At 29.7% G+C, this 22,485-nt stretch carries 28 protein-coding genes; 15 read left to right on the top strand and 13 right to left on the bottom strand.

Going from position 1 to position 22,485, the window contains the following annotated elements; translation table 11 throughout:
* Window positions 1-116: 116 nt before the first annotated feature.
* Window positions 117-572 (bottom strand): DinB family protein, encoded by a 456-nt coding sequence (locus BLU40_RS16110; RefSeq protein ID WP_090126099.1) that lies wholly within the window; start codon window positions 570-572, stop codon window positions 117-119.
* Between the two features lie 86 nt (window positions 573-658).
* On the opposite strand from BLU40_RS16110, the gene BLU40_RS16105 reads away from it, so the two are divergent.
* The 3 genes from BLU40_RS16105 to BLU40_RS16095 all read left to right on the top strand — a co-directional run bounded on the left by BLU40_RS16105 (window position 659) and on the right by BLU40_RS16095 (window position 2,811).
* Window positions 659-994, top strand: a complete 336-nt coding sequence (locus BLU40_RS16105) for an arsenate reductase family protein (protein WP_090126098.1) — start codon at window positions 659-661, stop codon at window positions 992-994.
* A 133-nt stretch (window positions 995-1,127) separates the two neighbouring features.
* A complete protein-coding gene (locus BLU40_RS16100; protein ID WP_090126095.1) occupies window positions 1,128-2,015 on the top strand; it encodes an outer membrane beta-barrel protein in 888 nt (295 codons plus the stop codon).
* Window positions 2,016-2,109: 94 nt separating this feature from the next.
* Window positions 2,110-2,811, top strand: coding sequence for a T9SS type A sorting domain-containing protein (locus tag BLU40_RS16095; protein ID WP_090126092.1), 702 nt, complete (start codon window positions 2,110-2,112; stop codon window positions 2,809-2,811).
* Window positions 2,812-2,867: 56 nt separating this feature from the next.
* Here BLU40_RS16095 and BLU40_RS16090 read toward each other — a convergent pair whose 3' ends face one another.
* Genes BLU40_RS16090 through BLU40_RS16075 form a run of 4 tightly spaced genes read right to left on the bottom strand, consistent with a single transcriptional unit; the run spans window position 2,868 to window position 6,135 of the window.
* A complete protein-coding gene (locus BLU40_RS16090) occupies window positions 2,868-3,611 on the bottom strand; it encodes a glycosyltransferase (RefSeq protein WP_090126089.1) in 744 nt (247 codons plus the stop codon).
* Window positions 3,604-4,605, bottom strand: a complete 1,002-nt coding sequence (locus BLU40_RS16085; RefSeq protein WP_090126085.1) for a DNA adenine methylase — start codon at window positions 4,603-4,605, stop codon at window positions 3,604-3,606. The genes BLU40_RS16090 and BLU40_RS16085 overlap by 8 nt, the downstream gene beginning before the upstream one ends.
* An 8-nt stretch (window positions 4,606-4,613) precedes the next feature.
* Entirely contained in the window at window positions 4,614-5,249 is a 636-nt protein-coding gene (locus tag BLU40_RS16080; protein ID WP_090126082.1) for a hypothetical protein, read from the bottom strand.
* Between the two features lies 1 nt (window position 5,250).
* Window positions 5,251-6,135 carry a hypothetical protein gene (locus BLU40_RS16075; protein WP_139170982.1) on the bottom strand — a complete coding sequence of 295 codons (885 nt, stop codon included), beginning with the start codon at window positions 6,133-6,135 and terminating at the stop codon, window positions 5,251-5,253.
* A 125-nt stretch (window positions 6,136-6,260) separates the two neighbouring features.
* On the opposite strand from BLU40_RS16075, the gene BLU40_RS16070 reads away from it, so the two are divergent.
* From BLU40_RS16070 to mscL, 3 genes are all read left to right on the top strand, one after another.
* Complete coding sequence (locus BLU40_RS16070; protein WP_090126074.1) at window positions 6,261-6,881, top strand: thymidine kinase; 621 nt, start codon at window positions 6,261-6,263, stop codon at window positions 6,879-6,881.
* Window positions 6,871-7,977, top strand: coding sequence for an alanine racemase (gene alr / locus BLU40_RS16065; RefSeq protein WP_090126071.1), 1,107 nt, complete (start codon window positions 6,871-6,873; stop codon window positions 7,975-7,977). Before BLU40_RS16070 ends, alr begins: the two co-directional genes overlap by 11 nt.
* A 67-nt stretch (window positions 7,978-8,044) precedes the next feature.
* Window positions 8,045-8,449 (top strand): large conductance mechanosensitive channel protein MscL, encoded by a 405-nt coding sequence (gene mscL, locus BLU40_RS16060; RefSeq protein WP_217633407.1) that lies wholly within the window; start codon window positions 8,045-8,047, stop codon window positions 8,447-8,449.
* 60 nt (window positions 8,450-8,509) lie between these two features.
* Here mscL and BLU40_RS16055 read toward each other — a convergent pair whose 3' ends face one another.
* From BLU40_RS16055 to lysM, 7 genes are all read right to left on the bottom strand, one after another.
* Window positions 8,510-9,067 carry an MOSC domain-containing protein gene (locus BLU40_RS16055; RefSeq protein ID WP_090126065.1) on the bottom strand — a complete coding sequence of 186 codons (558 nt, stop codon included), beginning with the start codon at window positions 9,065-9,067 and terminating at the stop codon, window positions 8,510-8,512.
* A 2-nt stretch (window positions 9,068-9,069) separates the two neighbouring features.
* Window positions 9,070-10,563: a GH3 auxin-responsive promoter family protein gene (locus BLU40_RS16050; protein ID WP_090126062.1), complete on the bottom strand. Its 1,494-nt coding sequence runs from the start codon at window positions 10,561-10,563 to the stop codon at window positions 9,070-9,072.
* Entirely contained in the window at window positions 10,563-11,432 is an 870-nt protein-coding gene (locus BLU40_RS16045; protein WP_090126060.1) for a M23 family metallopeptidase, read from the bottom strand. The genes BLU40_RS16050 and BLU40_RS16045 overlap by 1 nt, the downstream gene beginning before the upstream one ends.
* Window positions 11,433-11,518: 86 nt before the next feature.
* A complete protein-coding gene (gene nadD / locus BLU40_RS16040; protein ID WP_090126057.1) occupies window positions 11,519-12,097 on the bottom strand; it encodes a nicotinate (nicotinamide) nucleotide adenylyltransferase in 579 nt (192 codons plus the stop codon).
* On the bottom strand, window positions 12,098-12,670 hold the full coding sequence (gmk, locus tag BLU40_RS16035) for a guanylate kinase (protein ID WP_090126054.1): 573 nt from the start codon (window positions 12,668-12,670) through the stop codon (window positions 12,098-12,100).
* A 9-nt stretch (window positions 12,671-12,679) separates the two neighbouring features.
* Window positions 12,680-13,537, bottom strand: a complete 858-nt coding sequence (locus BLU40_RS16030; RefSeq protein ID WP_090126051.1) for a YicC/YloC family endoribonuclease — start codon at window positions 13,535-13,537, stop codon at window positions 12,680-12,682.
* Between the two features lie 149 nt (window positions 13,538-13,686).
* Complete coding sequence (gene lysM, locus BLU40_RS16025) at window positions 13,687-14,175, bottom strand: peptidoglycan-binding protein LysM (RefSeq protein ID WP_090126047.1); 489 nt, start codon at window positions 14,173-14,175, stop codon at window positions 13,687-13,689.
* A gap of 125 nt (window positions 14,176-14,300) precedes the next feature.
* Here lysM and upp point away from each other — a divergent pair, with 125 nt between their 5' ends.
* Window positions 14,301-14,951: a uracil phosphoribosyltransferase gene (gene upp / locus BLU40_RS16020; RefSeq protein WP_090126044.1), complete on the top strand. Its 651-nt coding sequence runs from the start codon at window positions 14,301-14,303 to the stop codon at window positions 14,949-14,951.
* Here the strand turns inward: upp and BLU40_RS16015 are convergent.
* Entirely contained in the window at window positions 14,946-15,869 is a 924-nt protein-coding gene (locus tag BLU40_RS16015; RefSeq protein WP_090126041.1) for a DUF6427 family protein, read from the bottom strand. The genes upp and BLU40_RS16015 overlap by 6 nt on opposite strands.
* A gap of 40 nt (window positions 15,870-15,909) precedes the next feature.
* Here BLU40_RS16015 and BLU40_RS16010 point away from each other — a divergent pair, with 40 nt between their 5' ends.
* The 8 genes from BLU40_RS16010 to pgi all read left to right on the top strand — a co-directional run bounded on the left by BLU40_RS16010 (window position 15,910) and on the right by pgi (window position 22,467).
* A complete protein-coding gene (locus BLU40_RS16010; RefSeq protein ID WP_090126038.1) occupies window positions 15,910-16,107 on the top strand; it encodes a DUF6341 family protein in 198 nt (65 codons plus the stop codon).
* A 32-nt stretch (window positions 16,108-16,139) separates the two neighbouring features.
* On the top strand, window positions 16,140-16,811 hold the full coding sequence (trmB, locus tag BLU40_RS16005) for a tRNA (guanosine(46)-N7)-methyltransferase TrmB (RefSeq protein ID WP_090126035.1): 672 nt from the start codon (window positions 16,140-16,142) through the stop codon (window positions 16,809-16,811).
* A 16-nt stretch (window positions 16,812-16,827) separates the two neighbouring features.
* Window positions 16,828-17,157, top strand: coding sequence for an MGMT family protein (locus BLU40_RS16000; protein WP_090126032.1), 330 nt, complete (start codon window positions 16,828-16,830; stop codon window positions 17,155-17,157).
* A gap of 135 nt (window positions 17,158-17,292) precedes the next feature.
* Window positions 17,293-18,417, top strand: coding sequence for an Mrp/NBP35 family ATP-binding protein (locus BLU40_RS15995; RefSeq protein ID WP_090126030.1), 1,125 nt, complete (start codon window positions 17,293-17,295; stop codon window positions 18,415-18,417).
* A gap of 5 nt (window positions 18,418-18,422) precedes the next feature.
* On the top strand, window positions 18,423-18,671 hold the full coding sequence (locus BLU40_RS15990) for a NifU family protein (RefSeq protein WP_090126026.1): 249 nt from the start codon (window positions 18,423-18,425) through the stop codon (window positions 18,669-18,671).
* Between the two features lie 101 nt (window positions 18,672-18,772).
* The gene (locus tag BLU40_RS15985) at window positions 18,773-19,573 is read left to right on the top strand and encodes a DUF3108 domain-containing protein (RefSeq protein ID WP_090126024.1); all 801 of its coding nucleotides are present in this window, start codon (window positions 18,773-18,775) and stop codon (window positions 19,571-19,573) included.
* A gap of 55 nt (window positions 19,574-19,628) precedes the next feature.
* Window positions 19,629-20,891, top strand: coding sequence for a peptidoglycan DD-metalloendopeptidase family protein (locus tag BLU40_RS15980; protein WP_090126020.1), 1,263 nt, complete (start codon window positions 19,629-19,631; stop codon window positions 20,889-20,891).
* Window positions 20,892-20,895: 4 nt separating this feature from the next.
* Window positions 20,896-22,467, top strand: coding sequence for a glucose-6-phosphate isomerase (pgi, locus tag BLU40_RS15975; RefSeq protein ID WP_090126016.1), 1,572 nt, complete (start codon window positions 20,896-20,898; stop codon window positions 22,465-22,467).
* The last annotated feature ends 18 nt before the right edge of the window (window positions 22,468-22,485 follow it).

Raw genomic sequence — 22,485 nt, 5'->3', positions numbered from 1 at the left:
ATAAGGATTATCGTACTGGAAATTAAGTTTAAAAATACAGAGAGATTGTAAGACAACTACAAAGCGTAGCAATGAATTATACGCATTGTTGCACAACTACTTAACAAATAAGTAACTTACACCAACTTTTTAAGCTGTAAAATAATACCTAAATGAATTCCTTCATGAAAATTATTAAACTTTACAGCTCTACTAATTCCATCTAAAGTTACATTTACGCTGGTCGTATATTCATTATAATTTTTAAAAATGCCGTTATTAAAATCTTCCTCCATTTTTACAGGCAAACTAACAAACTGCTCTTTTATTTTTTCAAATTCTTCTGTTGAAATTGAATAGCTAGGCTTCGTTCCTTTTTTAAAATTCTCAATCATTTCATCTGAAACTAAACAATCTAAGCCAGAAAACTTATAACATAATAATTGCTGCGTAACCACAACGTGAGCAATATTCCAAGCAATACTATTATTAAATCCTTTAGGTATAGTATTTAACTGCTCTATTGTTAAACCATTTATAACCTTAAGTGTTAAAGCTCTAGATTTATTTAAAATATCAAATTCTTCAGTCATTATTTATAAGTTTTAGTTATTCGGTTCAAATTTAAAATAAAAACACTGTATTTTTACTTTTTATCTTGATAAAACCAACAATAACAATGAAAAAAATCTATTATTTAAAAACTTGTGATACTTGCAGAAGAATTCTAAAAGAAATGGACACTTCAGAATTTATTCTTCAAGAAATAAAAACTGAACCAATAACTGTAGCTCAATTAGAAGAATTATATGCGTTAACAAATAGTTATGAAGTGCTTTTTAGTCGAAGAGCAAAAAAATACAAGCAAATGGATTTAAAAAATCAAAATTTGATTGAAAAAGACTACAAACAGCTAATTTTAGATGAATATACTTTTTTAAAACGCCCAGTTATTATTTCTAACAATGAATTATATGTAGGAAACACCAAAAAAAGAGTAGACATTAACATATAATTATCATTTTTTACGGTTCTTTTTTATTTTTTTGACAATATTTTAGCATTTTTAACAATATAACAATTATCATTTGAAAATTTTAATGAGAAAACTATATTAGCAGTTAACTAAAAATAAACATTAAATAAATATGAAAAATCAATTATTACTAGCAATCGCTCTTATTGTTACAACAAGTATTTCAGCTCAATTTTATGTAAGTGCCAGTGGTGGTTACGCTATACCAAGCGCAGGTGTATTAATGGGGCAAGAATTAAATGCAGACAGAACTGAAGCAAAAAACCATTACGGAAGTTTTGGTGAAGGGCTTAACACTCAATTAAAAGGAGGATATTTTTTTAACGACACATTTGGTGTAGAATTAGCTTTTGCATACTTACACGGATCTGACCAAGTAAGGGATAGTTACCTTATGGAAGAAGGAGTAATTACAGAAGTAACTGATGCGAAAGCATACGGTAGAGCTTTTGGACTTTCAGCTTCATTAGTATATAATTTTAACGAAAAAGTATATGGTAGATTTGGTGCTATTACTAAATTAGGTGGTAGAACTGGCGCTGAACTTACTAGAGAAAACGCAACTCCTTTTGGACCTATTGTTACTGAAGGAAAATTAGATTTTCACGGTAGACCTCCATTAGGTTTTATCGCTGCTTTAGGACATAAATTTAAATTAAACGATAATTTTCATTTATTTGCTGAATTAGAATATTTAGGAATAAACGTTACTAGAGACAACTCTGAATTTACTGAGTTAACTATTAACGCTCCTGCAGTACCTGCTAATGCTTTAGGTGCTGGACATCCTGGAATTCCTGCAGCAACATGGAATTTAGGAGATGCTCCTTTAAACCACCCTGTATATGGAACTCTTTACGCTCCTACAAAAACAACTTATGAAGATGAATTAAGTACATCAAATACAGATCCTTCTAAAACATTATCTGAAACTGTACCTTATTCTTCTTTTGGAATTAACTTTGGTATTACTTATACTTTTGGTAAAAAAGGCGAATAATTACATACTTATAAAACATAAAAAAAAGCCGCACAATGTGCGGCTTTTTTTTACCTTTACATTATAAAATTAGCTAACCTCAAATTAAACCCTAATGAAAAAGGCCCCAATACTCTTGTTTATTATATTATTTTCTACATTTATTTTAAACAGTCAAATTACACTTCAAGGATGCTCTAGCGCTTTAAGCGATCAAGATTACACACTTGTACAAACAAGTACAACTTACGACCAAGGAATAATTAGAAACACCTTTGAAACACTTCCCTTAACATTCGATCAACCTTGTACTTCTGGATTTTGTGAACTAAGAATGATTTGGAGTATAGAAAATAATAGATGGGAAATTCAATTAGACAATAATCCTTCTCCTAACCCAAATTACAACACTGCCATTTTATATTATAATACATCAAACAGTTACCCAAATCCGCCAAGTTTAAATATGGGTACTTGGGTAGATAATTTAGGAGCTGCTTGTGGTGGAGACAATTCAATAACTACACTTACTGGTGATGTTCAAGACAGCGTACTAGCTACTAACCTAGCTTTTTTAAGTGAAATTTCTATATACCCAAATCCAATTAAAGATATTATTTATATAAAAAATGGGACTGGTACTAGCCTAGAAAAAATTACAATCTCAGATATTAATGGTAGAGAAATTATGAGTTTTACATTTAATGATTATTTCTATGAAAAAAAATTAGATGTATCTCTTTTAGAAAGCGGGTTTTACCTACTACATATTATCTCGAAAAAAGGTATCGGAACTAAAAAATTAATTGTTCAATAAAAAGTTAATAACACAAAAAAGCCACTCAAATGAGCGGCTTTTTTTATGCTTATACTTTACTTCCAATACTTTGCAACCCAAGGAGCAGCAGGCACATATCTATACCATTTACCCCAGCCACCTTTTGCAGCTTTATGTGGGTTAATTTCGCCATGAAATATAATAATTTTTGAACCTTCAGTAATTTTAGGTGTTTTCCAAAAAGCTAAAGGAAAACGAGAAGAACAATCGTATTTAAAACTAGGGCACCACTCTTTTGGCCAATACTGCAACTTCCCTTTATTGTTTATTGCATGTGTTAAATATTCTTGCTCATTTCTATGCTCCTTTAAAGCTTTATCCGAATTTGCAATAAAATCATCAAAAACATAACCGTGTTTACCAATATCAAACCTGTAAACTGATGAATTACCTGTAATTCTCCAACTTCTCCAGCTATGATCTTTTATAATTCTAAATTCTCCTTCAACATCAAAAAAGCAATCTATATTATCTACAATTACAATATCTAAATCTAAAAACAATGCTCTACCTTCTAAACCATATAAATCTTCTTTCAACGTAGTAAGTTTTTTCCACATTCGTTCAGGAAGATTTGAGTCTAAATTAATTTCCGGAATTGGGTAGCAATCAACCTCATCCATAATTCCTTTTTCATCATCAGTAAAACAAACCATTTTAAAATCGTAGGTTAAATTATTTTTAACCATAGAATATAATCTGTTTACGTACTCTGAGCCATATAAAGTTCCCCACTTCATACAGAAAATATAATTTTGTTGAGCTGTATTTTTATCCATGTTTTTCTAAAATATGTAAATATTCAACTGTTTCAGTTGCCTTATGATTTCTATTTTCTGTTTTATCAGCCTTAAAACGCTGATATTTTTTAGATTTTAAACTATAAGTTCCATAGTTAGACATAATACTTTTAACTTCAGTTTCTGTCATTAAACCTTCATTATTATAGCTTAAAAAAATGTGTTTAAAGTTAGCGTTTTTAATCAACTCTTCGAAAGAATTTTTAACTTCATTTTTTTTACAATACGGCGATTTATAATAATCTCTTAATCCTGTTTTTCCCTTCGGAATAAAGGTATCGTACTTTGCAATTGTAGTAAGCAAATGATAATTAGACCCATATTGACGAGCATTGTAAGGTGGATCTAAATACAACACATCTCCACTAATTTCTTTAATTAAGGTATTAGCATCTTTATTAAAAACTTGATGACTATTTTTAGTTTCTACAAAAGCTGCAGGAACTATAACCATTGTTTTTTGAGCAGTTTTTTTAAGTTTTTTTAAAAATGCTCCGTATACAGATGCCGTGTTGGCTACTTTATCTGCACTTTCAATTAACGATGCTAACAAAAAATAATAACCATCCTCATTTATTGTGTTAAGTTGTTTCCACTCTTCAATTTTCAATCTTATTGCATCTATTTTTTTTCCATTTTCTGAAGAAAAATAAAGTCTTCCTTCTCTTCCTCCTTCGCAATAATTTTGATAAATAAAACCTTCAACACCTTCTAAGTCATTTAATTCAGCTATTAAACTTTCGCAAGTAATTTTTTCATAATTGCCTATATAGTTTCTATTTAAAATAAAGCTATAATACTCTACATCATTAGCTATTACTTGTTTAACTAATGGCTTAAAAGTTCTACCAACAATACCTGTACCAGCAAATAAATCGCAAAAAATTAAATTATCTAACTTATTATTTACAACTTTTGAAATTGTATTTTTTACAAATAAAGATAGTTTATGTTTAGAGCCTATGTAATTCACTAAGTTTGCTATTTAACTGCCCAAATAATATCAGCCTTTATTGCTGAATTTTCAAAGGTAAAGCTTGTTAATTTTTGAGGTTCAAAAGTACGTAAATAAGCTGAAACGATTTCTTTTAACCAAAGTATTTCTGCTTTCAGTTTCCAATGTTGGTTTTCATCATTCATATTAACCAAAACAACAAAAAGTCGATTTTTTAAATGTTTGCGTTGTTGCTGACTTTGATTTGCATACAACCAATTAATTAATTCTAATTTATGCGTATGTGCATACGGAACCGATTTTTTAAATCCCTTTGGAAACACCGTAGTTTTGTGATCGAAAGGTATTTTTTGAATGTAAAAATCTACATATTTATCTTTTGAATTTAAATGTGCTTTTACAAAACTATGTTCACAAAAAATTTCTTCAACTGCCTTTGCCGACCAATAATTATACCACCTATTTAGGGCATAGTTTTTAATGTTGATATAGTTTTGTTTACCACTAAAGTCTTGTTCAATTTTGTTTAAAAGGTCTTCAAACAAAAATGTTTTGTAAATAAAATTTGTTTCTTTATCTAATGAGTTGTTTTGTCTTTTCCCCCAAACATATGGGTATTCAAGTCTTTTTTTTAACTCTTTTTCGAGCAACTCATAATTCATTTTATAAAAACTTACGCTCAATTAAAGCAATTAAACGTTGCTCATACTCTTCTTTATCATCCCAATTATAATCGGGTTTTACAAATTTATTTAAAAATGATTTTGCTTCTTTTTCTGTATCAAAAGAGTTTAACTGAGATAACACTCTATTAAAATCTCCTTGACTGCCACCAAATAAATACTTTACAAAAGCAATTCTATCATTTAAACCAACTTGAATATTGTCTTTATAAATAACATCATTTAAAGAACGTTTTTTTTCTTCAATTTTCTCTTCAACATTCTCTTCTATAACGGGTTCTTCTTTTGTAACTTTTTCGAACATTGTAGTAGCAACATCACTAGATATTGCACTTTCTAACTCCTCTTCCAAAGTCATTTGAATAGAAGGCACTTCATTTACATCATCTTTAGCTAGTACATCTTCAACGCTAAATATATCGTTAATTTGCTCCTTTGTTAGTGGGTTAACCTCAGGAGTTATTTCTTCAATAACATCTTCTAGTTTTTCTTCAACAACCTCCTCAACTTCTTCTAGTTTTTCTTCAGGAATAACATCTACAACCTCTTCTTCAACTTCAATTGGTTTTTCTTGTTTTGTTTCAACAATAATTTCTTCTTTTTCTACAACTTCAACAATTTCATCTACCACTAAATCTTCTTTCTTTTCTTCAACAGAACTTTTTTCAACATTAGAAATAGTTTTTTCTTCAACCACAGTATCTTCTATAGTTGAACTAACATGCTCATTTACAAATTTTAACACCGAAAGCTTTTCGAACACTTCTAAAGATTTTTTTTGTAAAGCTACTACATCATCGCTATTTTTCATTTGTAAAATACTGTGTGCTAAGCTTTTTAAATCAGATTCTATTTTTTTGTGCATAAGTTGAGTTGTTATTTGAATTTTTGATTTGTTATTTTTAATAAATTTGTACGATTTCAATTCTAATTGATGATTTGAAATTCAAAACCAAGATAAAAATAACCTTTCAAGCGTGAAATTACAAAATGTTTCTTGAAAATACAGTAAATCATACCGAACAATTTGGCTGGATAGAAGTAATTTGCGGCTCTATGTTCTCTGGAAAAACAGAAGAACTTATACGTAGACTTAAGCGAGCTCAATTTGCAAAACAAAAAGTTGAAATTTTTAAACCAGCTATTGATGTTAGATACGACGATGAAAAAGTTGTTTCGCATGACGCTAATGAAATTAGAAGTACACCAGTACCTTCTTCTGGAAATATTAGAATTTTAGCTACAGATGTAGAAGTTGTTGGAATTGATGAAGCTCAATTTTTTGATGAAGGAATTGTGAGCGTTTGTAACGATTTAGCAAACCGAGGAATTAGAGTAATAGTTGCTGGTTTAGATATGGATTTTAAAGGAAATCCGTTTGGACCAATGCCTGCTCTTATGGCAACTGCAGAATATGTTACTAAAGTACACGCAGTTTGTACAAGAACAGGTAACTTAGCACATTATAGCCATAGAACCGCTGACGGTGATGATCTTGTTTTATTAGGAGAAACTCAAGAATATGAGCCTTTAAGTAGAGCTGCTTATTATAAAGCAATGCACAAGCAAAGAGAAGAAAAGGTTGACGACACAACAAATGATGGAGAATAACCATGTTACAAAACTTGAAATAGATTTAGAAGCGGTAGATAGCAATCTTCAGTTTTTTAAATCTAAACTAAAACCTAGTACTAAATTATTAGTAGTAGTAAAAGCTTTTGGATACGGTATAAGTGCAGCATTATTAAGTAAACATTTAGCAAAAAAAGTAGATTATTTTGCTGTAGCTTACACAAATGAAGGTATTGCGTTAAGAAATGCTGGAATTACAACACCAATTTTAGTTTTACACCCGCAACAAACCAATTTTCAAAAAATAATTGAACATAATTTAGAACCAAATTTATATTCTAAAAAGGTTCTAAATTCGTTTATTAGTATTGCTAAAAATAACAACCTTAAAAACTATCCAATTCATTTAAAATTTAACACAGGTTTAAACAGACTAGGTTTTGAATTTAAAAACATAAATACTATTGCTCCGTTATTAAACAGCAACTCCATAAAAGTTGCTTCAATATTCTCTCATATAGCAGCTAGTGAAGATTTAAATGAAAAAAAGTTTACATTAAAACAAATTAATAGGTTTAATGAAATTTCAGAAAAAATAGTTGAAACTTTAGGTTATACACCTATGAAACATATTTTAAATACTTCTGGAATATTAAATTATTCTAACGAAGCTCAATTTGATATGGTTCGCTTAGGAATTGGGTTGTACGGATTTGGAAATGATAAAAAACAAACCGAAAATCTTAAAAACGTACTTCAGGTAAAGTCTATTATTTCACAAATTCATACTATTAACAAAGGCGATACTGTTGGTTACAACCGTGCGTTTACTGCAAATACCACCATAAAAACTGCTACAATACCTATTGGCCACGCCGATGGAATATCTAGACAACTTGGTAATGGCATTGGCTATATATACATAAATAACCAAATTGCTCCAATTATTGGTAATGTTTGTATGGATATGATTATGGTTAATGTTACAAACATTAATTGTAATGAAGGTGATGAAGTTATTGTTTACAAAAACCAGCAGCATATAGAAGATTTAGCAAGCAAATCACACACCATTCCTTATGAAATTTTAACTGCTATTTCTCAACGTGTTCAGCGTGTGTTAAAAAAATGTTAATGCTTTTTTGTTTTTTTTTACTACATTAGCACAACTAAAGTATTAAACTAAAAATAAAAAAATGGGAATGTTAAAAGAATTTAAAGACTTTGCAATGAAGGGTAACCTTGTAGACATTGCTGTAGGTTTTGTTATGGGTGCAGCATTTAAAGCTGTAGTTACTTCATTTACAGGCGGAATTGTTTCTCCTTTAATTGGATTAATTTTCAACTCAGATTTAAAAGACTTAAAATATATTGTGAAAGAAGGAGTTGCAGATGATGCAGGAAAAGTAGTTGGAGAAGTTGCTGTTTTATACGGAGACTTTTTAACTAACATTATCGATTTTATTATTGTAGCCTTTGTAATGTTCTTAGTTGTAAAAGGGGTTAATAAATTGAAAAAAGAAGAAGAGCCTGCTCCAGAAGAACCAAAAGGACCAACTCAAGAAGAATTATTATCTGAAATTAGAGATTTATTATCTAAGAAATAAACCAAACTTTCTTTGATTAAACTAAAGAGGCTTTCAAAATTTTGAAAGCCTCTTTTATTTTTACTTATTTTTTTTAATTCTTTTTGCTTGATATACCTCAGCAATTGAAAAAGTGTTTTCTGCTTTTTTAATTAAAATTAGCTCATCACCTTTTTTTACGTTTCCGGTTTTAAGCACTTTAAAATAAACTCCACTTTTGGTAGAATTCCAAAACTGTTTTAAAACAGCTTGTGTTTCAAAAACCAACCCTAATTTCATACAAGGTTCACGTGGCTTAGTTACTTCAATAATTGTCTCTCCTAATTTATATTGCGAACCAATGTATATTTCAGTTTCTTCTAAATTAGAAATGGTTAGATTTTCTCCCATTAAACCAAAGGTTAAATCTATATTTGGATATAATTCTCGCCAATAATTGTAATGTTCTTCTGCATAAGCATAAACAGCCTTTTCTATACCTCCGTGATATCTTCTATCAATTACAGCATCGTTTTCTACATCTTCTTCACCTAAAAAAATTGAAGTAGCTACAGGTTTTTTAAAAATGCCAGTTTCAACAACTTTTCCTTTATAATTAACGCTTCTTTTTTCTCCTAAATTAACCGAAACTACTTTCATTACTATTCACTAAATTTAGTTAATTCATCTGCTATTTTACGGTCGTTAGATAACCTTGGAACCTTATTTTGACCACCAAGTTTACCAACCGATTTCATATAACTATTAAAACCACCTTTTTTAATAATGGTAATTTTTAATGGCTGTAATACTTTACCACTAATTAAATCTAAATAATAGCTATTTTGTTTTTGAAGTTCGGCATCTACTTTCGAAATAAATTCTTCAAGATTATCTGGTTTATTTACAAACTCTACAAACCACTCGTGGTAAGGCAAACCTTCTTCAGGTGTTATTTGAGGTGCTACTGTAAATTCGCTAACACTTATATTAGTTCCTTTTGTATTTACATTCATTGCTTCTTCAACCTCTTTACCAATAACGTGTTCACCAAAAGCTGAAATAAAATGTTTAATTCTACCAGTAACAATAATTCGAGGTGGATTTAATGAAACAAATTCTACCGTATCTCCAATATTGTATCCCCAAAGACCAGCATTTGTATTCAAAATAATTACATAATTCTCACCCAACTTAACATCTTCAATACTTAATCGTGTTGGTTTTTCATTGTAAAATTCTTCTGCTGGAATAAATTCATAAAACATACCATTGTTTATCAACAGTAACATTCCTTTTTCTTCTTGAGAATCTTGACAAGCAATAAAACCTTCTGAAGCAGGGTAAAATTCTATTGCATCTACCTTTCTACCTATTAACTCTTCAAATTTATTTCTGTAAGGCTCGTAATTTACACCGCCATACACAAACAAATTAAAATTTGGAAACACTTCGCCTACCTTTTTACCGGTACGTTCTACAATACGTTCAAAATACATTTGAACCCAACTTGGTATTCCACCAATTAAGGTCATATCTTCATTTATAGTTTCATCTATAACAGCTTCAACTTTAGTTTCCCAATCTTCAATACAGTTAGTTTCCCAACTTGGCAAACGGTTTTTTGTTAAGTATGAAGGTACATAATGCGCCGAAATACCCGAAAGTCGTCCTGTTTTAATACCATTAGTGTCACCTAACTCTGGACTGCCTTGTAAAAAAATCATTTTACCTTGTAAAAAATCTGCTTTTTGCGTTTCATTAATATATAGCAATAAAGCATTTCTGGCCGCTTCTATATGATTTGGCATAGATTCTTTTGTTAACGGAATATATTTTGTACCAGAAGTTGTACCAGACGTTTTTGCAAAATAAAGTGGCTTACCTTTCCATAAAATATTAGGTTTACCCTCAACAACTTTCTCTACATATGTTTTTAAAGCTTCATAATCTCTAATTGGCACCTGATTTTTAAAATCTTCATAGGATTTAATATTTTTAAAATTATGGTCTATTCCAAAATTGGTGTTTTTTGCCTGAGCTATTAACTTTTTTAATACTTTATTTTGCGTTTTTACAGCATTATTACTTTGCTTATAAATACGTTTTGCTACTCTTTTTGCAAAAGGTTTTGCTAGAATTGATTTAATTTTCATTATTCAAAATCAATATAATTGGTTGGGTTTACTGGGTAACCTTCATTCCAAAGTTCAAAATGTAAATGAGGCCCTGTGCTTAATTCTCCTGTGTCACCTGCAGATGCAATAACCTCACCCGATTTTACTAAATCGCCTTGTTGTTTATGTAATGAAGTATTGTGCTTATAAATTGAGGTGTAACCACCAGAATGTTTTACAATAATTACGTGGCCGGTTTGCGCTGTCCATTCAGCAAAAATTACCGTTCCATCTGCAACCGATTTTACTGGTGTATTCATTTCAACAGCTAAATCTACCGCATAATGTTTTTTTTGTGAGTCGTAACCGTCGGTAATAGTACCATTTACAGGCGCAAAAAATACAACATCTGCACTTTTAGTTGCTTCAGAAAAAATGCTATATCTATCTGCTGTTTCAACATCGAGCCTAAACTCTAAATCTGCACTAGACGGATTTAATTCTAAGCTATCCTTATCGTATTGAATTGCTGCTAAAACTGAATCTTTATCAAATTGTACTTCAGAAACTTTTCCGGTTAATAACCCTTTTACTTCTTTTATATATAAATCGTTTACATCGATAATTTGTTGTAAGGAATCGGCTTTATAAACTAAATTAGTTGCTTTGGTTCTTAAAGCTGAAGAAGAATAACCTGGAATGTATTCTTTAAGTGGCGTAAAGGCTATTAAAAATAAAGTTCCAACAATTAAAAATATTGAAAAAAGACTTCCAAAAATAAATACATTTAAACGCGTTAATCTAAAGGTTAATTTTTCTTCAAAGGTATCTTCATTTAAAACAACCAACCTATACTTATTGATTAGTTTTTGCTTGAATTGTCTTTTATTTTTTTCGGTTTTTGCCATAAATCTAATTGAAACAAATATACAACGAAATTTTGTTTAAATAATTTCGTAAACACTTGTGTACAATGTTAAAGTTGCGCTAAAATTTATTTATAAAAGTTCATATCGTCAATATACTTCCAAACATTTGGTGGTAGCATAGTTCTAATATCTTTTTGATCTTGAATAGCTTTTCTAATAAATGTTGAAGAAATTTGAATTATTGGAGCGTTTACAATGGTAATTTTTGGATGCTTTAGTAATTCGCTTTCTGTTTTACCTTCGGAAATTCTTGGGTATACATATAAATGATAATTTTCTAAAATGGTTTCGTAGTTTTTCCACTTATGAAATCCCTTTAAATTATCTTCGCCCATTATTAAATTAAATGAATGCTCTGGATATTTTTCTTCTAAATTTATTAAAGTATGTACCGTGTAATTTGGTTGTGGTAATTTAAACTCTATGTCTGAAGTTTTTAATTTTGAAAAATCTTCAACGGCAACATTTGCAATAGCTAACCTATGATGATTACTTAACATAGATTTTTTTTGCTTAAACGGACTCATTGGCGTTATTACAAACCAAACCTCGTCCAAATCAGAAAATTCAGCTAAATAATTTGCAAGTACCATATGCCCAATATGAATTGGGTTAAACGTACCAAAAAACAACCCAATTTTCATTTACTTAATAAAGTTTTCTACTAATATATGAGCCTCTTGTTTTGCTTGTTCTAAATTATCATTTACCAAAACAACATCAAAATCTTTAGCGTATTCCATTTCACGTTCAGCTTTTGCAACACGCTCTTGAATTTTTTCTTCGCTATCTGTTTTACGTCCTCTAAGTCTGCGTTCCATTTCTTCTATAGAAGGTGGTTGTACAAATATTGCAAGCGTATTATCTGGAAATTTATTTTTAATATTTAAACCTCCAACTACATCAATATCAAAAATTACATGTTTACCTAACTCCCAAATTCTATGAACTTCTTTTTTAAGAGTTCCGTAATAATTATTAGTATAAACCTCTTCAAACTCTACAAAATCATCATTTTTAATATGTGCTTTAAACTCTTCGTTTGAAATAAAATAGTAATCTTCTCCATGTTTTTCTTTCCCTCTTGCATCTCTAGATGTAGCGGAAATTGAAAAATCCAAGTTTAAATCTAACTCTCCTAATAAATGACGTACAATAGTTGTTTTACCAGACCCTGAAGGTGCCGAAAACACAATAAGTTTACCTTGTTTACTCACAATAAAATATTATAAAACGTTTAAATTTTGCTCTTTTACCTTTTCCAATTCATCTTTCATTTGCACCACTAATTTTTGCATTTCTGCAAAGTTAGATTTTGATCCAATAGTATTAATTTCTCGTCCTATTTCTTGTGCTATAAATGCTAATTTTTTTCCGTTTGAAGTTGAAGATTCTAGTTCTTTTTCAAAATAACTTAAATGATTTTTAAGTCTTACTTTTTCTTCAGTTATATCTAATTTTTCTAAATAATATATAAGTTCTTGCTCAAATCTATTTTCATCTACATTTACTTCTAAATCTGCAATAGATTTTTTTAATCTAACCTGAACCTGCTCTACACGTTGCGGATCCATTTCTATTACTTGCTCTAATAAGCTTGCAATATTTTTTATTCTTAAAATAAAATCGTTATACAAAGCTTCGCCTTCGTCTACTCTATATTCAACAATTTTCTTTAAAGTTTCTGCAACTCCGTTTTCTATTTCTTTCCACTCGTTTTCATCCAGCTCTTCTCTTTCCGTTTTTAAAGCATCTGGTAAACGAATTGCCATTTTAAGTAATTCAATTTCGTTAGAGTTATCAATATTTCTTAACTGACTCATATACTCTTTTAAAACTGTTTCATTTATTTTAGATGAAACCTCTCCTCCATTATCTTCAACATATATTGAAAAATCTACTTTACCTCTTACCAGCTCCTTAGTAATTGCTTTTCTAAGACCTAATTCTTTCTCTCTATAATATGCAGGAATTCTAACATTTAAATCTAAGTTTTTACTATTTAACGATTTTAATTCAATCGTTACTTTTTTAGTGGTAAGTTGTAATACGGTTTTCCCGTATCCTGTCATTGATTGTATCATAAAATATTCAATATTTGGGCAAAAATACGTAATTTCTAAAAAGTAGTTTATTATTCTGTTAGAAATTAAGAGTAATTATTCTTTTATTATCTTTTTAAATAAAAAAGGCTCACCAATGTAGTGAGCCTTTTTTTATATATTTTAAAATACTATGCGTCTAAAGCTGGTATTCTTAAAACTTGACCTGGATAAATTTTATCTGGATCAGTTAACATTGGCTTGTTAGCTTCAAAAATTACATTGTATTTACTAGCATTCCCGTAATACTTTTTCGCAATTTTACTTAAATAATCTCCACTAACTACTGTATGAAATTGAGCTTGTGGCTCTTCAACAGCAACAGACATTCTGTCATCAACAGCAGCAATACCTTCAGTATTACCAACAACTAAAATAACTTTTTCTCTAGTTTCTTGCGAACTAGCTTCTCCCCAAACTAAAGCTGTGTCTCCATCAACTTCAATATTTAAGTCAATAACTTCGAAACCTAAAGTTTCAACAGCAGTTACTAATTTACCTGCTTTTAATTTTGCTAATTCTGCAGCTTCCATTGCAGCTTCAGCAGCTTCTTCTTCAGTAGTTTTTCCAATACCGAAAACTTTTGCTCCAGCATTTTTAATAAATGAAAATAATCCCATAACTTTTTTCTCTTTTTTTAATTAATATTAGTTTTTATTACAATGGGTAATATACAAAAATTAAACCAAACGTTTCTTTCTGTAAAATCATTTTAATATTTTATTTTTGCATAAAATTTTAATAAATGAAAGTCAATATAATAGACTCCAAAAAATCTATTCTAAATAAATTTATTTCTGACATAAGAAATGTTGAAACTCAAAAGGATAGTATGCGTTTTAGACGTAACATTGAACGCATTGGTGAAGTTTTAGCTTATAAAATTAGTGAAACACTTAATTATGAGACTAAAGAAATTACAACTCCACTTGGTAAAAAAGAAATGAGCTTACACACAAATGATGTTGTTGTATGTTCTATTTTAAGAGCTGGACTTCCATTACACAATGGTTTATTAAATTATTTCGACGATGCAGGAAGCGCTTATATTTCTGCCTACAGAAAGCATATTAACGATACTGAGTTTGAAATTAAAGTTGAATATTTTGCTTCTCCAAGCTTAGAAGGTAAAACTTTAATATTAGCGGACCCTATGTTAGCTACAGGTCAATCTTTAGTAAGTGTTTTTGAAGCTTTAAAAACACATGGTTCACCTAAAGAAATTCATTTAGCATGTGTACTTGGTTCTACTGAAGGTATAGAATTTATTAAAAACCAATTTCCAGAAAGTACTGTTTTATGGATTGCGACTGTTGATGAAGAATTAAATGACAAAGGATACATAGTTCCTGGTTTAGGAGATGCTGGAGATTTAGCTTTTGGTAAAAAGCTATAAAAAATTAACTACTACAGATACTATTAGAAACAATATTAAAATTAGATTTCTAAAATTTGTAGAGTTACTTTTTGGCAAATAATTTGCAATTACAATTGAAGATGGAATTATTAAAAACAATAATTCCGACCCGTTTTTTATAGGTGATATTACTACAATTATTAACGATATTAATAATTGTAGTAATATTATATTCCACGCTTTTTTTAACTTATTACTTATCATTACAATTTTTGGAGTAACAGAAATTACAGACCAAAGTAAAATTGTAAGCAATAATGCTATAGGTATTACTATTTTTAAATCGTTATATGTATTAAAATTAAAGCTAGTTTCAATAATAAACTTTTCTACAAATAAATAAAAGCTATCTGTATAAAAATAATAAGTAAACATTAAAAATATTGGCGTTACAAAACCAACAAATGGTATTACTATATTTTTTATAGACAATTTTCTATAAACAACTAAAGCAATTAATATTAAAGGTATAAACAATACGCTCCAAAAATATATTAATGTTGCAACACCTACCCACAAACCAGCATCAAACAATTTTGGTTTGGTATTTAAACCCGATTTTAAGCTATATACTTTTCGAAACATCAGCATTAAAATAAAATTAACCAACATAAATTTATTCACTCTCAATATTTCACTAAAAGTACCAACTAGAGTAACTATTAAAAATAAAGCATATAAATTATCTAGAGTAAGCGTGTTCTTTTTAATAACAAACAACACAGTAAATAAAAACAAAATAACAAATAACAAATAACCAACTTTCGAAAATATTTCAACTATAGAAACTTCAAAAGACGCTCCATTTATAACAGCTACTACATAATAAAAACAAAGCAAAATAACCAAGTAAAAGGTTTTTGCTGGAGTAGATTTACTAAAAAAATTTGCTATCATTACTATATTTTATACTTTTGCCTGTAAATATACTACAGTTATGATTGCAAACAACATTTTTAAAGCTATTGGTGATTTTTTCACAAATGTTTTATTTCAACCATTTGAAGCTATCCGTTTTATGGATAACTGGTGGCTACAAAGTACCGTAAGTTGGATATTTATCCTTATTACTTTTGGGTTCTTTTTCTATTGGATTGGTGAAATTCAAAAGTACAAGAAAGCTGGTAACGAATAAACTAGCATTAACTACTTAACAAAACATTTTCCGTGGGAAGTAAAAATAAATTGAACAGATTTCGTGAAAACGAAACATTTAGCAATGTAATTCAACCAACCCGCGAAGAGGTTTTAGAGAATTTTCATTTAAAAGGTAAATGGCATAGCTTTTTCAAAAACGATAATCCTATTGTTTTAGAATTAGGCTGTGGTAAAGGTGAATACACGATAGCTTTAGCTCGTAAAAACCCAAATATTAATTATATTGGAATTGATATTAAAGGTGCTCGTTTTTGGCGAGGAGCAAAAACAGCTTTGGAAGAAAATTTACCTAATGTTGCTTTTATTCGAACTCAAATAGAATTAGTCGATTTTATTTTTGCCGAAAATGAAGTTTCTGAAATTTGGATAACTTTTCCAGATCCACAAATTAAATACACAAGAACAAAGCATAGAATGACCAATGCTGAATTCTTAAAAAAATATCACAAAATTCTTAACTCAGAAGGAGTTGTAAATCTAAAAACCGATAGCGAATTTATGCACGGTTACACATTAGGTTTATTACATGGCGCTGGGCACGAAGTTGTATATGCGCATCACAACATATACAATAACGCACACTCTCCAGAAGATGTAATTTCTACCCAAACTTTTTACGAAAGTCAATACTTGGAGGTAGATAAAGCAATTACTTATATAAAATTTAAACTTCGTTATTAATTTCTATTTTTAACAAATGGAAAATGATAATTTTTTTGAAAAAGTATACAAAGTAGCTAAACTTATCCCTTATGGAAGAGTTACAAGTTATGGCGCTATTGCTAAATATTTAGGCGCAGCAAAATCTGCCCGGATGGTTGGCTGGGCAATGAATGCTTCGCATAATATGGAAGAAGTACCGGCACATAGAGTTGTAAACCGAAAAGGATTACTAACCGGCAAACACCATTTCGATGGCACAAACTTAATGCAACAATTATTAGAAAGTGAAGGCATAAAAGTGGTAGATTACCAAATACAAGACTTTCAAAAAGTATACTGGGATCCTACAATAGAACTACTTTAATTTTACCATAATTCCACATGTAAAAAACTAGCGCTACCCATTAAATTTTGCATTGTTATATGTAACATTTTTAATATTTCTATATCATTTGGAATATGTATATTTGTTGTTTAGAATGATTTTACATAAAACACAATGGCATTTAAAAAACAAGATATACTAAAAGCACTAGAAACTATTACTGCACCTGGTGAAGGAAAAAGTTTAGTGGAAAGCGAAGCAGTTAAAAATATTGTAATTTTTGACAAAGAAGTTATTGTTGAAGTTACTATAGCAAACCCAACTTTACAAGCAAAAAAGAAAGTTGAAGTTGAAATTATGAAAGCAATTCACGAAAACGTTGATCAAAAAATCGATGTAAAAGTGAATGTTACTTCAAACACAAAAAACGAAGAATATAAACCAGAAAAACCTAAAGTTCCAGGAATTAAAAACATTATAGCAATTGCCTCAGGTAAAGGTGGTGTAGGAAAATCTACAATTACATCAAACATGGCAATTTCTTTACAAAAAATGGGATTTAGTGTTGGTATTTTAGATGCCGATGTTTACGGACCATCAACACACCTAATGTTTGATGTTGCAAACGCAAAACCATTATCTGTTGAAATTGATGGTCGTTCTAAAATGAAACCAATAGAAAGTTACGGAGTTAAAATATTATCATTAGGTTTCTTTACTGATGCTAACCAAGCTGTAATTTGGCGTGGCGCAATGGCTTCAAAAGCATTAAACCAAATGATTTTTGATGCTCACTGGGGAGAATTAGATTTCTTACTTATTGATTTACCTCCAGGAACAGGAGATATTCACTTATCAATTGTACAGTCTGTACCAGTAACAGGAGCTGTAATAGTTAGTACACCACAAAACATAGCTTTAGCTGATGCTAAAAAAGGAGTAGCAATGTTTCAAACAGAAAACATTAATGTACCTGTGTTAGGTATTGTAGAAAATATGAGCTATTTTACTCCTGCTGAACTTCCTGAAAATAAATATTATATATTTGGAAAAGATGGAGCAAAAAACTTAGCAGAAGATATAGAAACTGCATTTTTAGGTGAAGTTCCTTTAGTACAAAGTATTCGTGAAGCTGGAGATGTTGGACATCCTGTTGCATTACAAGACAACACACCTCTAGAAAATGCATTTACTGAAATTACCAAAAACACATTAACGCAATTAGTTAAAAGAAACAAAGATTTACCACCAACTGATGTAGTACGTATTACAACTATGAGTGGATGTAGCCCAAAATAATAATTATGAATAGAGAAGAACTTAAATTAAGCGTAGAAAAAGCTTTAAATGAAATTAGACCTTTTTTAGAAGCCGATGGTGGTAACATTTCTTTAGTTGAAATTACCGAAGAAACTGTTAGCGTTCAATTAGAAGGTGCCTGTTTGGGTTGTTCTGTAAATCAAATGACTTTAAAAAATGGAGTTGAGGCAACCATTAAAAGGCATGCTCCACAAATAAAAAGAGTTATAGAAGTTAATGGTATTACCTTTTAATTTTAAAAAAATAACAATTAATTAAAGAGTGCTTTTAGCACTCTTTTTTATTTTTGGAATAATATTTGTAATTTTCTAATAAAAAATGATACTTATATAATATGAACAAATTAATTACTATCTGTTTCTTTTTAGCTACGCTATTTACAAGTGCCCAATCGGCGAAAAAAATTTCGAACGAAAACGACCTTGCATTTAAAGGTGGCGAATGGCTAAAATACAGAATGAGTTATAGTAATTTTTTAAATGCAGGCTATTCTACAATAGACGTTAAAGAAATTAAGAAAAACGGAAAACCAGCATTTCATATTAACGGAAAAGGAAAATCTACAGGTTTAGTAAGCGTGTTTTTTAAAGTAAAAGACAATTACCAAACATTTATTTCTAAAGAAACTTTAAAACCTTACCGATTTATTAGAAAAATAAATGAAGGAGGCTACACAAAAGACAAAGAAATATTTTTTGATCACCAAAAAAAAGAAGCAACAGTAAAAAACCACAAACATAATACTGAAAAAAAATATCCAATATCAAGTAACATACAAGATATACTTTCTTCAATGTATTTTTTAAGAAATCAAGATTTAACCAACTTAAAAGTAGGTCAAGAAATTGAACTTAAAATGTTTTTTGACCAAGAAATTAACAATTTTAAACTACAATTTATTGGCAAAGAAGTAATAAAAACAAAATTTGGGAAAGTAAGTACACTAAAATTTAAACCTCTTGTACAAGCTGGTCGAGTTTTTAAAGAAAAAGAAAGTGTAACTGTTTGGATAAGTAATGATAAAAATAAGGTACCTCTAAAAATAAAAGCTTCGCTAGCAGTTGGATCGCTAAGAGCTGACCTTGATAAATTTAAAGGATTAGCTCACCCTTTTAACATTATCTTTGACAATTAAATTGTACTTTTGCGTTTTATTTTTTTAACCTAATTAATTCTCTAAAACGTAACCTTTGAAAAAATTAGTCACTTTTCTATTTCTCTTATTAATTATCGCATGTAAAGACGATAAAAAACCAGAACCTATAACACCCGAAAAGCCTAAAGAAGTTTTCGAATACGGTTATAAATTAAGTGATTACAAGGTTATTAATGACACCATAAAATCTGGTGAAAATTTCAGTGAAATTTTAGATAGAAATCATATTGAATATCCTAAGGTTTTAGAAATTGTAAATAAAATTAAAGACACCTTTAATGTTCGTAAAATAAAAAGTGGTGTTCCTTACACAATTTTAGCTAAAAAAGACTCTACAGAAAAGGCGCAAGTATTTATTTATAAAAACTCTAAAGTTAGATATACTGTTGTAGACTTTAAAGATTCTATAATTACAGCTTATAATGGAAAAAAACCTGTAACCAAAGTAATTAAAACTGCATCTGGAGTTATTACAAGTAGTTTATCTCAAGCCATAGACGATCAAGGTTTAAGTTATTACTTAGCTTTTGAAATGTCTGACATTTACGCTTGGACTATTGACTTTTTTAGACTTCAAAAAAACGACAAATTCAAACTAGTATACGAGCAACTTTATATTAACGATTCTATTCCTGTAGGAATTGGAAAAATTAAAGCAGCTTATTTTGAACATGGAGGCAAACCTTTTTATGCTTTTAGATACGTACCCGATTCAACATTACAAATTCCAGAATATTTCGATGAAGAAACCAAAAATTTACGTCGTCAATTTTTAAAATCGCCCGTAAAATTTAGCCGTATTTCTTCAAGATATAATTTAAGAAGAAGAATTGCATTCTACGGAAATAAAATTCGCCCTCATAAAGGAACAGATTTTGCTGCTCCAGTTGGAACTCCAATTATGAGCACCGCAAATGGAACCGTAATAGCATCCGAACGAAGAGGAGGAAATGGAAATTATGTAAAAGTTAGACATAACGGAACCTATAGCACACAATATTTACACATGAGTAAACGAGCTGTAAAAGTTGGAGATGTGGTAAAACAAGGAGATGTTATAGGCTTTATTGGAATGACAGGTAATACATCTGGCCCACACGTTTGTTACCGCTTTTGGAAAAATGGAAAACAAGTAGATCCATTACGCCAAAAATTACCAGCAGCAGAACCTATGAAAGAAGAAATTAAACCAAAATATTTTAATTTTATCGAACCTATAAAATCGAAATTAGACTCAATAAAATTTCCTGAATTAGAAAATAAAATAACTACCAAAGTAGAAGAATTAAACACATAAAGTTATGGCTTTACAAAACAACAACCCAACTAAAACTGCCGCTTGGCAAAAACTTACAAATCATTATCCTAAAGTAAAAGATCTTCATTTAAAAACATTATTCAACAATAATGAAAATAGAAAAGAAGAGTTTACTATTAACTTTAATGATTTTGAATTTGACTATTCAAAAAACAGAATTACTAAAGAAACTATTGATACTTTAGTTGAATTGGCAAATGAAGTAGACCTAAAAGGTGCTATGGATGCTTATTTTACAGGAGAAAAAATAAACGTTACAGAAAATAGAGCGGTTTTTCATACAGCACTTAGAAGTCAATCTAATGAAGACCTTTTTGTTGATGGTGAAAATATTACTCCAGAAATAAAAGGTGCTTTAGCTAAAATTGAATCATTTACAAATAAAGTAGTTTCAGGAGATTGGAAAGGTTACACAAATAAATCAATTACCGATGTTGTAAATATTGGTATTGGAGGATCGGATTTAGGTCCTGACATGGTTGTAGAATCTTTAAAATACTACAATAACCACTTAAACGTACATTTTGTTTCTAATATTGATGGAGACCATGTACAAGAAGTTATAAAAACTTTAAACCCAGAAACTACATTATTTGTTATTGTTTCAAAAACATTTACAACTCAAGAAACACTAACAAATGCAACTACTATAAAAAAATGGTTCTTACAAAACGCTTCTAATGAAGATGTTGCTAAGCACTTTGTTGCTGTTTCAACAAATTTAGATTCAGTAAGAAACTTTGGTATTGCTGCAGATAATATTTTCCCAATGTGGGATTGGGTTGGTGGACGTTTTTCTTTATGGAGCGCCGTTGGACTTTCAATTAGTTTAGCTGTTGGTTACAATAACTTTAAAGATTTACTTGTTGGTGCTTTTGATATGGATGAACACTTCAAAAACACTCCTTTTGAAAAAAATGCTCCAGTTATTTTAAGTTTAATTGGTATTTGGTACACTAACTTTTTTGAAGCAGAAAGTGAAGCAATTTTACCTTACTCACAATACTTAAGTAAACTTGCACCGTACTTGCAACAAGCAATTATGGAAAGTAACGGTAAAAGTGTTGACAGAAATGGAGATAGAGTGGATTACCAAACAGGAAACATTATTTGGGGAGCTCCAGGTTCTAACTCTCAACACGCATTTATGCAATTGTTACACCAAGGAACTAAATTAATTCCTGCTGATTTTATTGGTTTTAAAGAATCTTTATACGGAGATCAAGACCACCATAATAAATTAATGGCTAATTTTTACGCACAAACACAAGCATTAGCTGAAGGTAAAACAAAGGAAGAAGCTCACTTAGACTTAAAAACACAAGGAAAAATTGATGCTATTGAATCTCTTTTACCATACAAGGTTTTTGAAGGAAATAAGCCTAGTACAAGTATTTTAATAGATAAACTAACACCAAAATCTTTAGGGAGCTTAATTTCATTTTACGAACACAAAATTTTTGTACAAGGAATTATTTGGAATATCTATAGCTACGACCAATTTGGAGTTGAACTAGGAAAAGAATTAGCAAATAAATTCTTAAAAAAACAATAATTATTTAACATTGTATAA

It is taken from the genome of Lutibacter oricola, assembly GCF_900106565.1.
Taxonomy (GTDB): domain Bacteria; phylum Bacteroidota; class Bacteroidia; order Flavobacteriales; family Flavobacteriaceae; genus Lutibacter; species Lutibacter oricola.
Note: the sequence above shows the minus strand (reverse complement) of the source record. Positions and strands in the feature narration are given on the sequence as shown.

What these genes read in the sequence shown, in the direction of transcription:
- BLU40_RS16110 (WP_090126099.1), bottom strand. Translation starts at nt 572, where the DNA reads ATGACTGAAGAATTTGATATTTTAAATAAATCTAGAGCTTTAACACTT.
- BLU40_RS16105 (WP_090126098.1), top strand. Translation starts at nt 659, where the DNA reads ATGAAAAAAATCTATTATTTAAAAACTTGTGATACTTGCAGAAGAATT.
- BLU40_RS16100 (WP_090126095.1), top strand. Translation starts at nt 1,128, where the DNA reads ATGAAAAATCAATTATTACTAGCAATCGCTCTTATTGTTACAACAAGT.
- BLU40_RS16095 (WP_090126092.1), top strand. Translation starts at nt 2,110, where the DNA reads ATGAAAAAGGCCCCAATACTCTTGTTTATTATATTATTTTCTACATTT.
- BLU40_RS16090 (WP_090126089.1), bottom strand. Translation starts at nt 3,611, where the DNA reads ATGGATAAAAATACAGCTCAACAAAATTATATTTTCTGTATGAAGTGG.
- BLU40_RS16080 (WP_090126082.1), bottom strand. Translation starts at nt 5,249, where the DNA reads ATGAATTATGAGTTGCTCGAAAAAGAGTTAAAAAAAAGACTTGAATAC.
- BLU40_RS16075 (WP_139170982.1), bottom strand. Translation starts at nt 6,135, where the DNA reads ATGCACAAAAAAATAGAATCTGATTTAAAAAGCTTAGCACACAGTATT.
- BLU40_RS16070 (WP_090126074.1), top strand. Translation starts at nt 6,261, where the DNA reads ATGTTTCTTGAAAATACAGTAAATCATACCGAACAATTTGGCTGGATA.
- alr (WP_090126071.1), top strand. Translation starts at nt 6,871, where the DNA reads ATGGAGAATAACCATGTTACAAAACTTGAAATAGATTTAGAAGCGGTA.
- mscL (WP_217633407.1), top strand. Translation starts at nt 8,045, where the DNA reads ATGTTAAAAGAATTTAAAGACTTTGCAATGAAGGGTAACCTTGTAGAC.
- BLU40_RS16055 (WP_090126065.1), bottom strand. Translation starts at nt 9,067, where the DNA reads ATGAAAGTAGTTTCGGTTAATTTAGGAGAAAAAAGAAGCGTTAATTAT.
- BLU40_RS16050 (WP_090126062.1), bottom strand. Translation starts at nt 10,563, where the DNA reads ATGAAAATTAAATCAATTCTAGCAAAACCTTTTGCAAAAAGAGTAGCA.
- BLU40_RS16045 (WP_090126060.1), bottom strand. Translation starts at nt 11,432, where the DNA reads ATGGCAAAAACCGAAAAAAATAAAAGACAATTCAAGCAAAAACTAATC.
- nadD (WP_090126057.1), bottom strand. Translation starts at nt 12,097, where the DNA reads ATGAAAATTGGGTTGTTTTTTGGTACGTTTAACCCAATTCATATTGGG.
- BLU40_RS16030 (WP_090126051.1), bottom strand. Translation starts at nt 13,537, where the DNA reads ATGATACAATCAATGACAGGATACGGGAAAACCGTATTACAACTTACC.
- lysM (WP_090126047.1), bottom strand. Translation starts at nt 14,175, where the DNA reads ATGGGATTATTTTCATTTATTAAAAATGCTGGAGCAAAAGTTTTCGGT.
- upp (WP_090126044.1), top strand. Translation starts at nt 14,301, where the DNA reads ATGAAAGTCAATATAATAGACTCCAAAAAATCTATTCTAAATAAATTT.
- BLU40_RS16015 (WP_090126041.1), bottom strand. Translation starts at nt 15,869, where the DNA reads ATGATAGCAAATTTTTTTAGTAAATCTACTCCAGCAAAAACCTTTTAC.
- BLU40_RS16010 (WP_090126038.1), top strand. Translation starts at nt 15,910, where the DNA reads ATGATTGCAAACAACATTTTTAAAGCTATTGGTGATTTTTTCACAAAT.
- BLU40_RS16000 (WP_090126032.1), top strand. Translation starts at nt 16,828, where the DNA reads ATGGAAAATGATAATTTTTTTGAAAAAGTATACAAAGTAGCTAAACTT.
- BLU40_RS15995 (WP_090126030.1), top strand. Translation starts at nt 17,293, where the DNA reads ATGGCATTTAAAAAACAAGATATACTAAAAGCACTAGAAACTATTACT.
- BLU40_RS15990 (WP_090126026.1), top strand. Translation starts at nt 18,423, where the DNA reads ATGAATAGAGAAGAACTTAAATTAAGCGTAGAAAAAGCTTTAAATGAA.
- BLU40_RS15985 (WP_090126024.1), top strand. Translation starts at nt 18,773, where the DNA reads ATGAACAAATTAATTACTATCTGTTTCTTTTTAGCTACGCTATTTACA.
- pgi (WP_090126016.1), top strand. Translation starts at nt 20,896, where the DNA reads ATGGCTTTACAAAACAACAACCCAACTAAAACTGCCGCTTGGCAAAAA.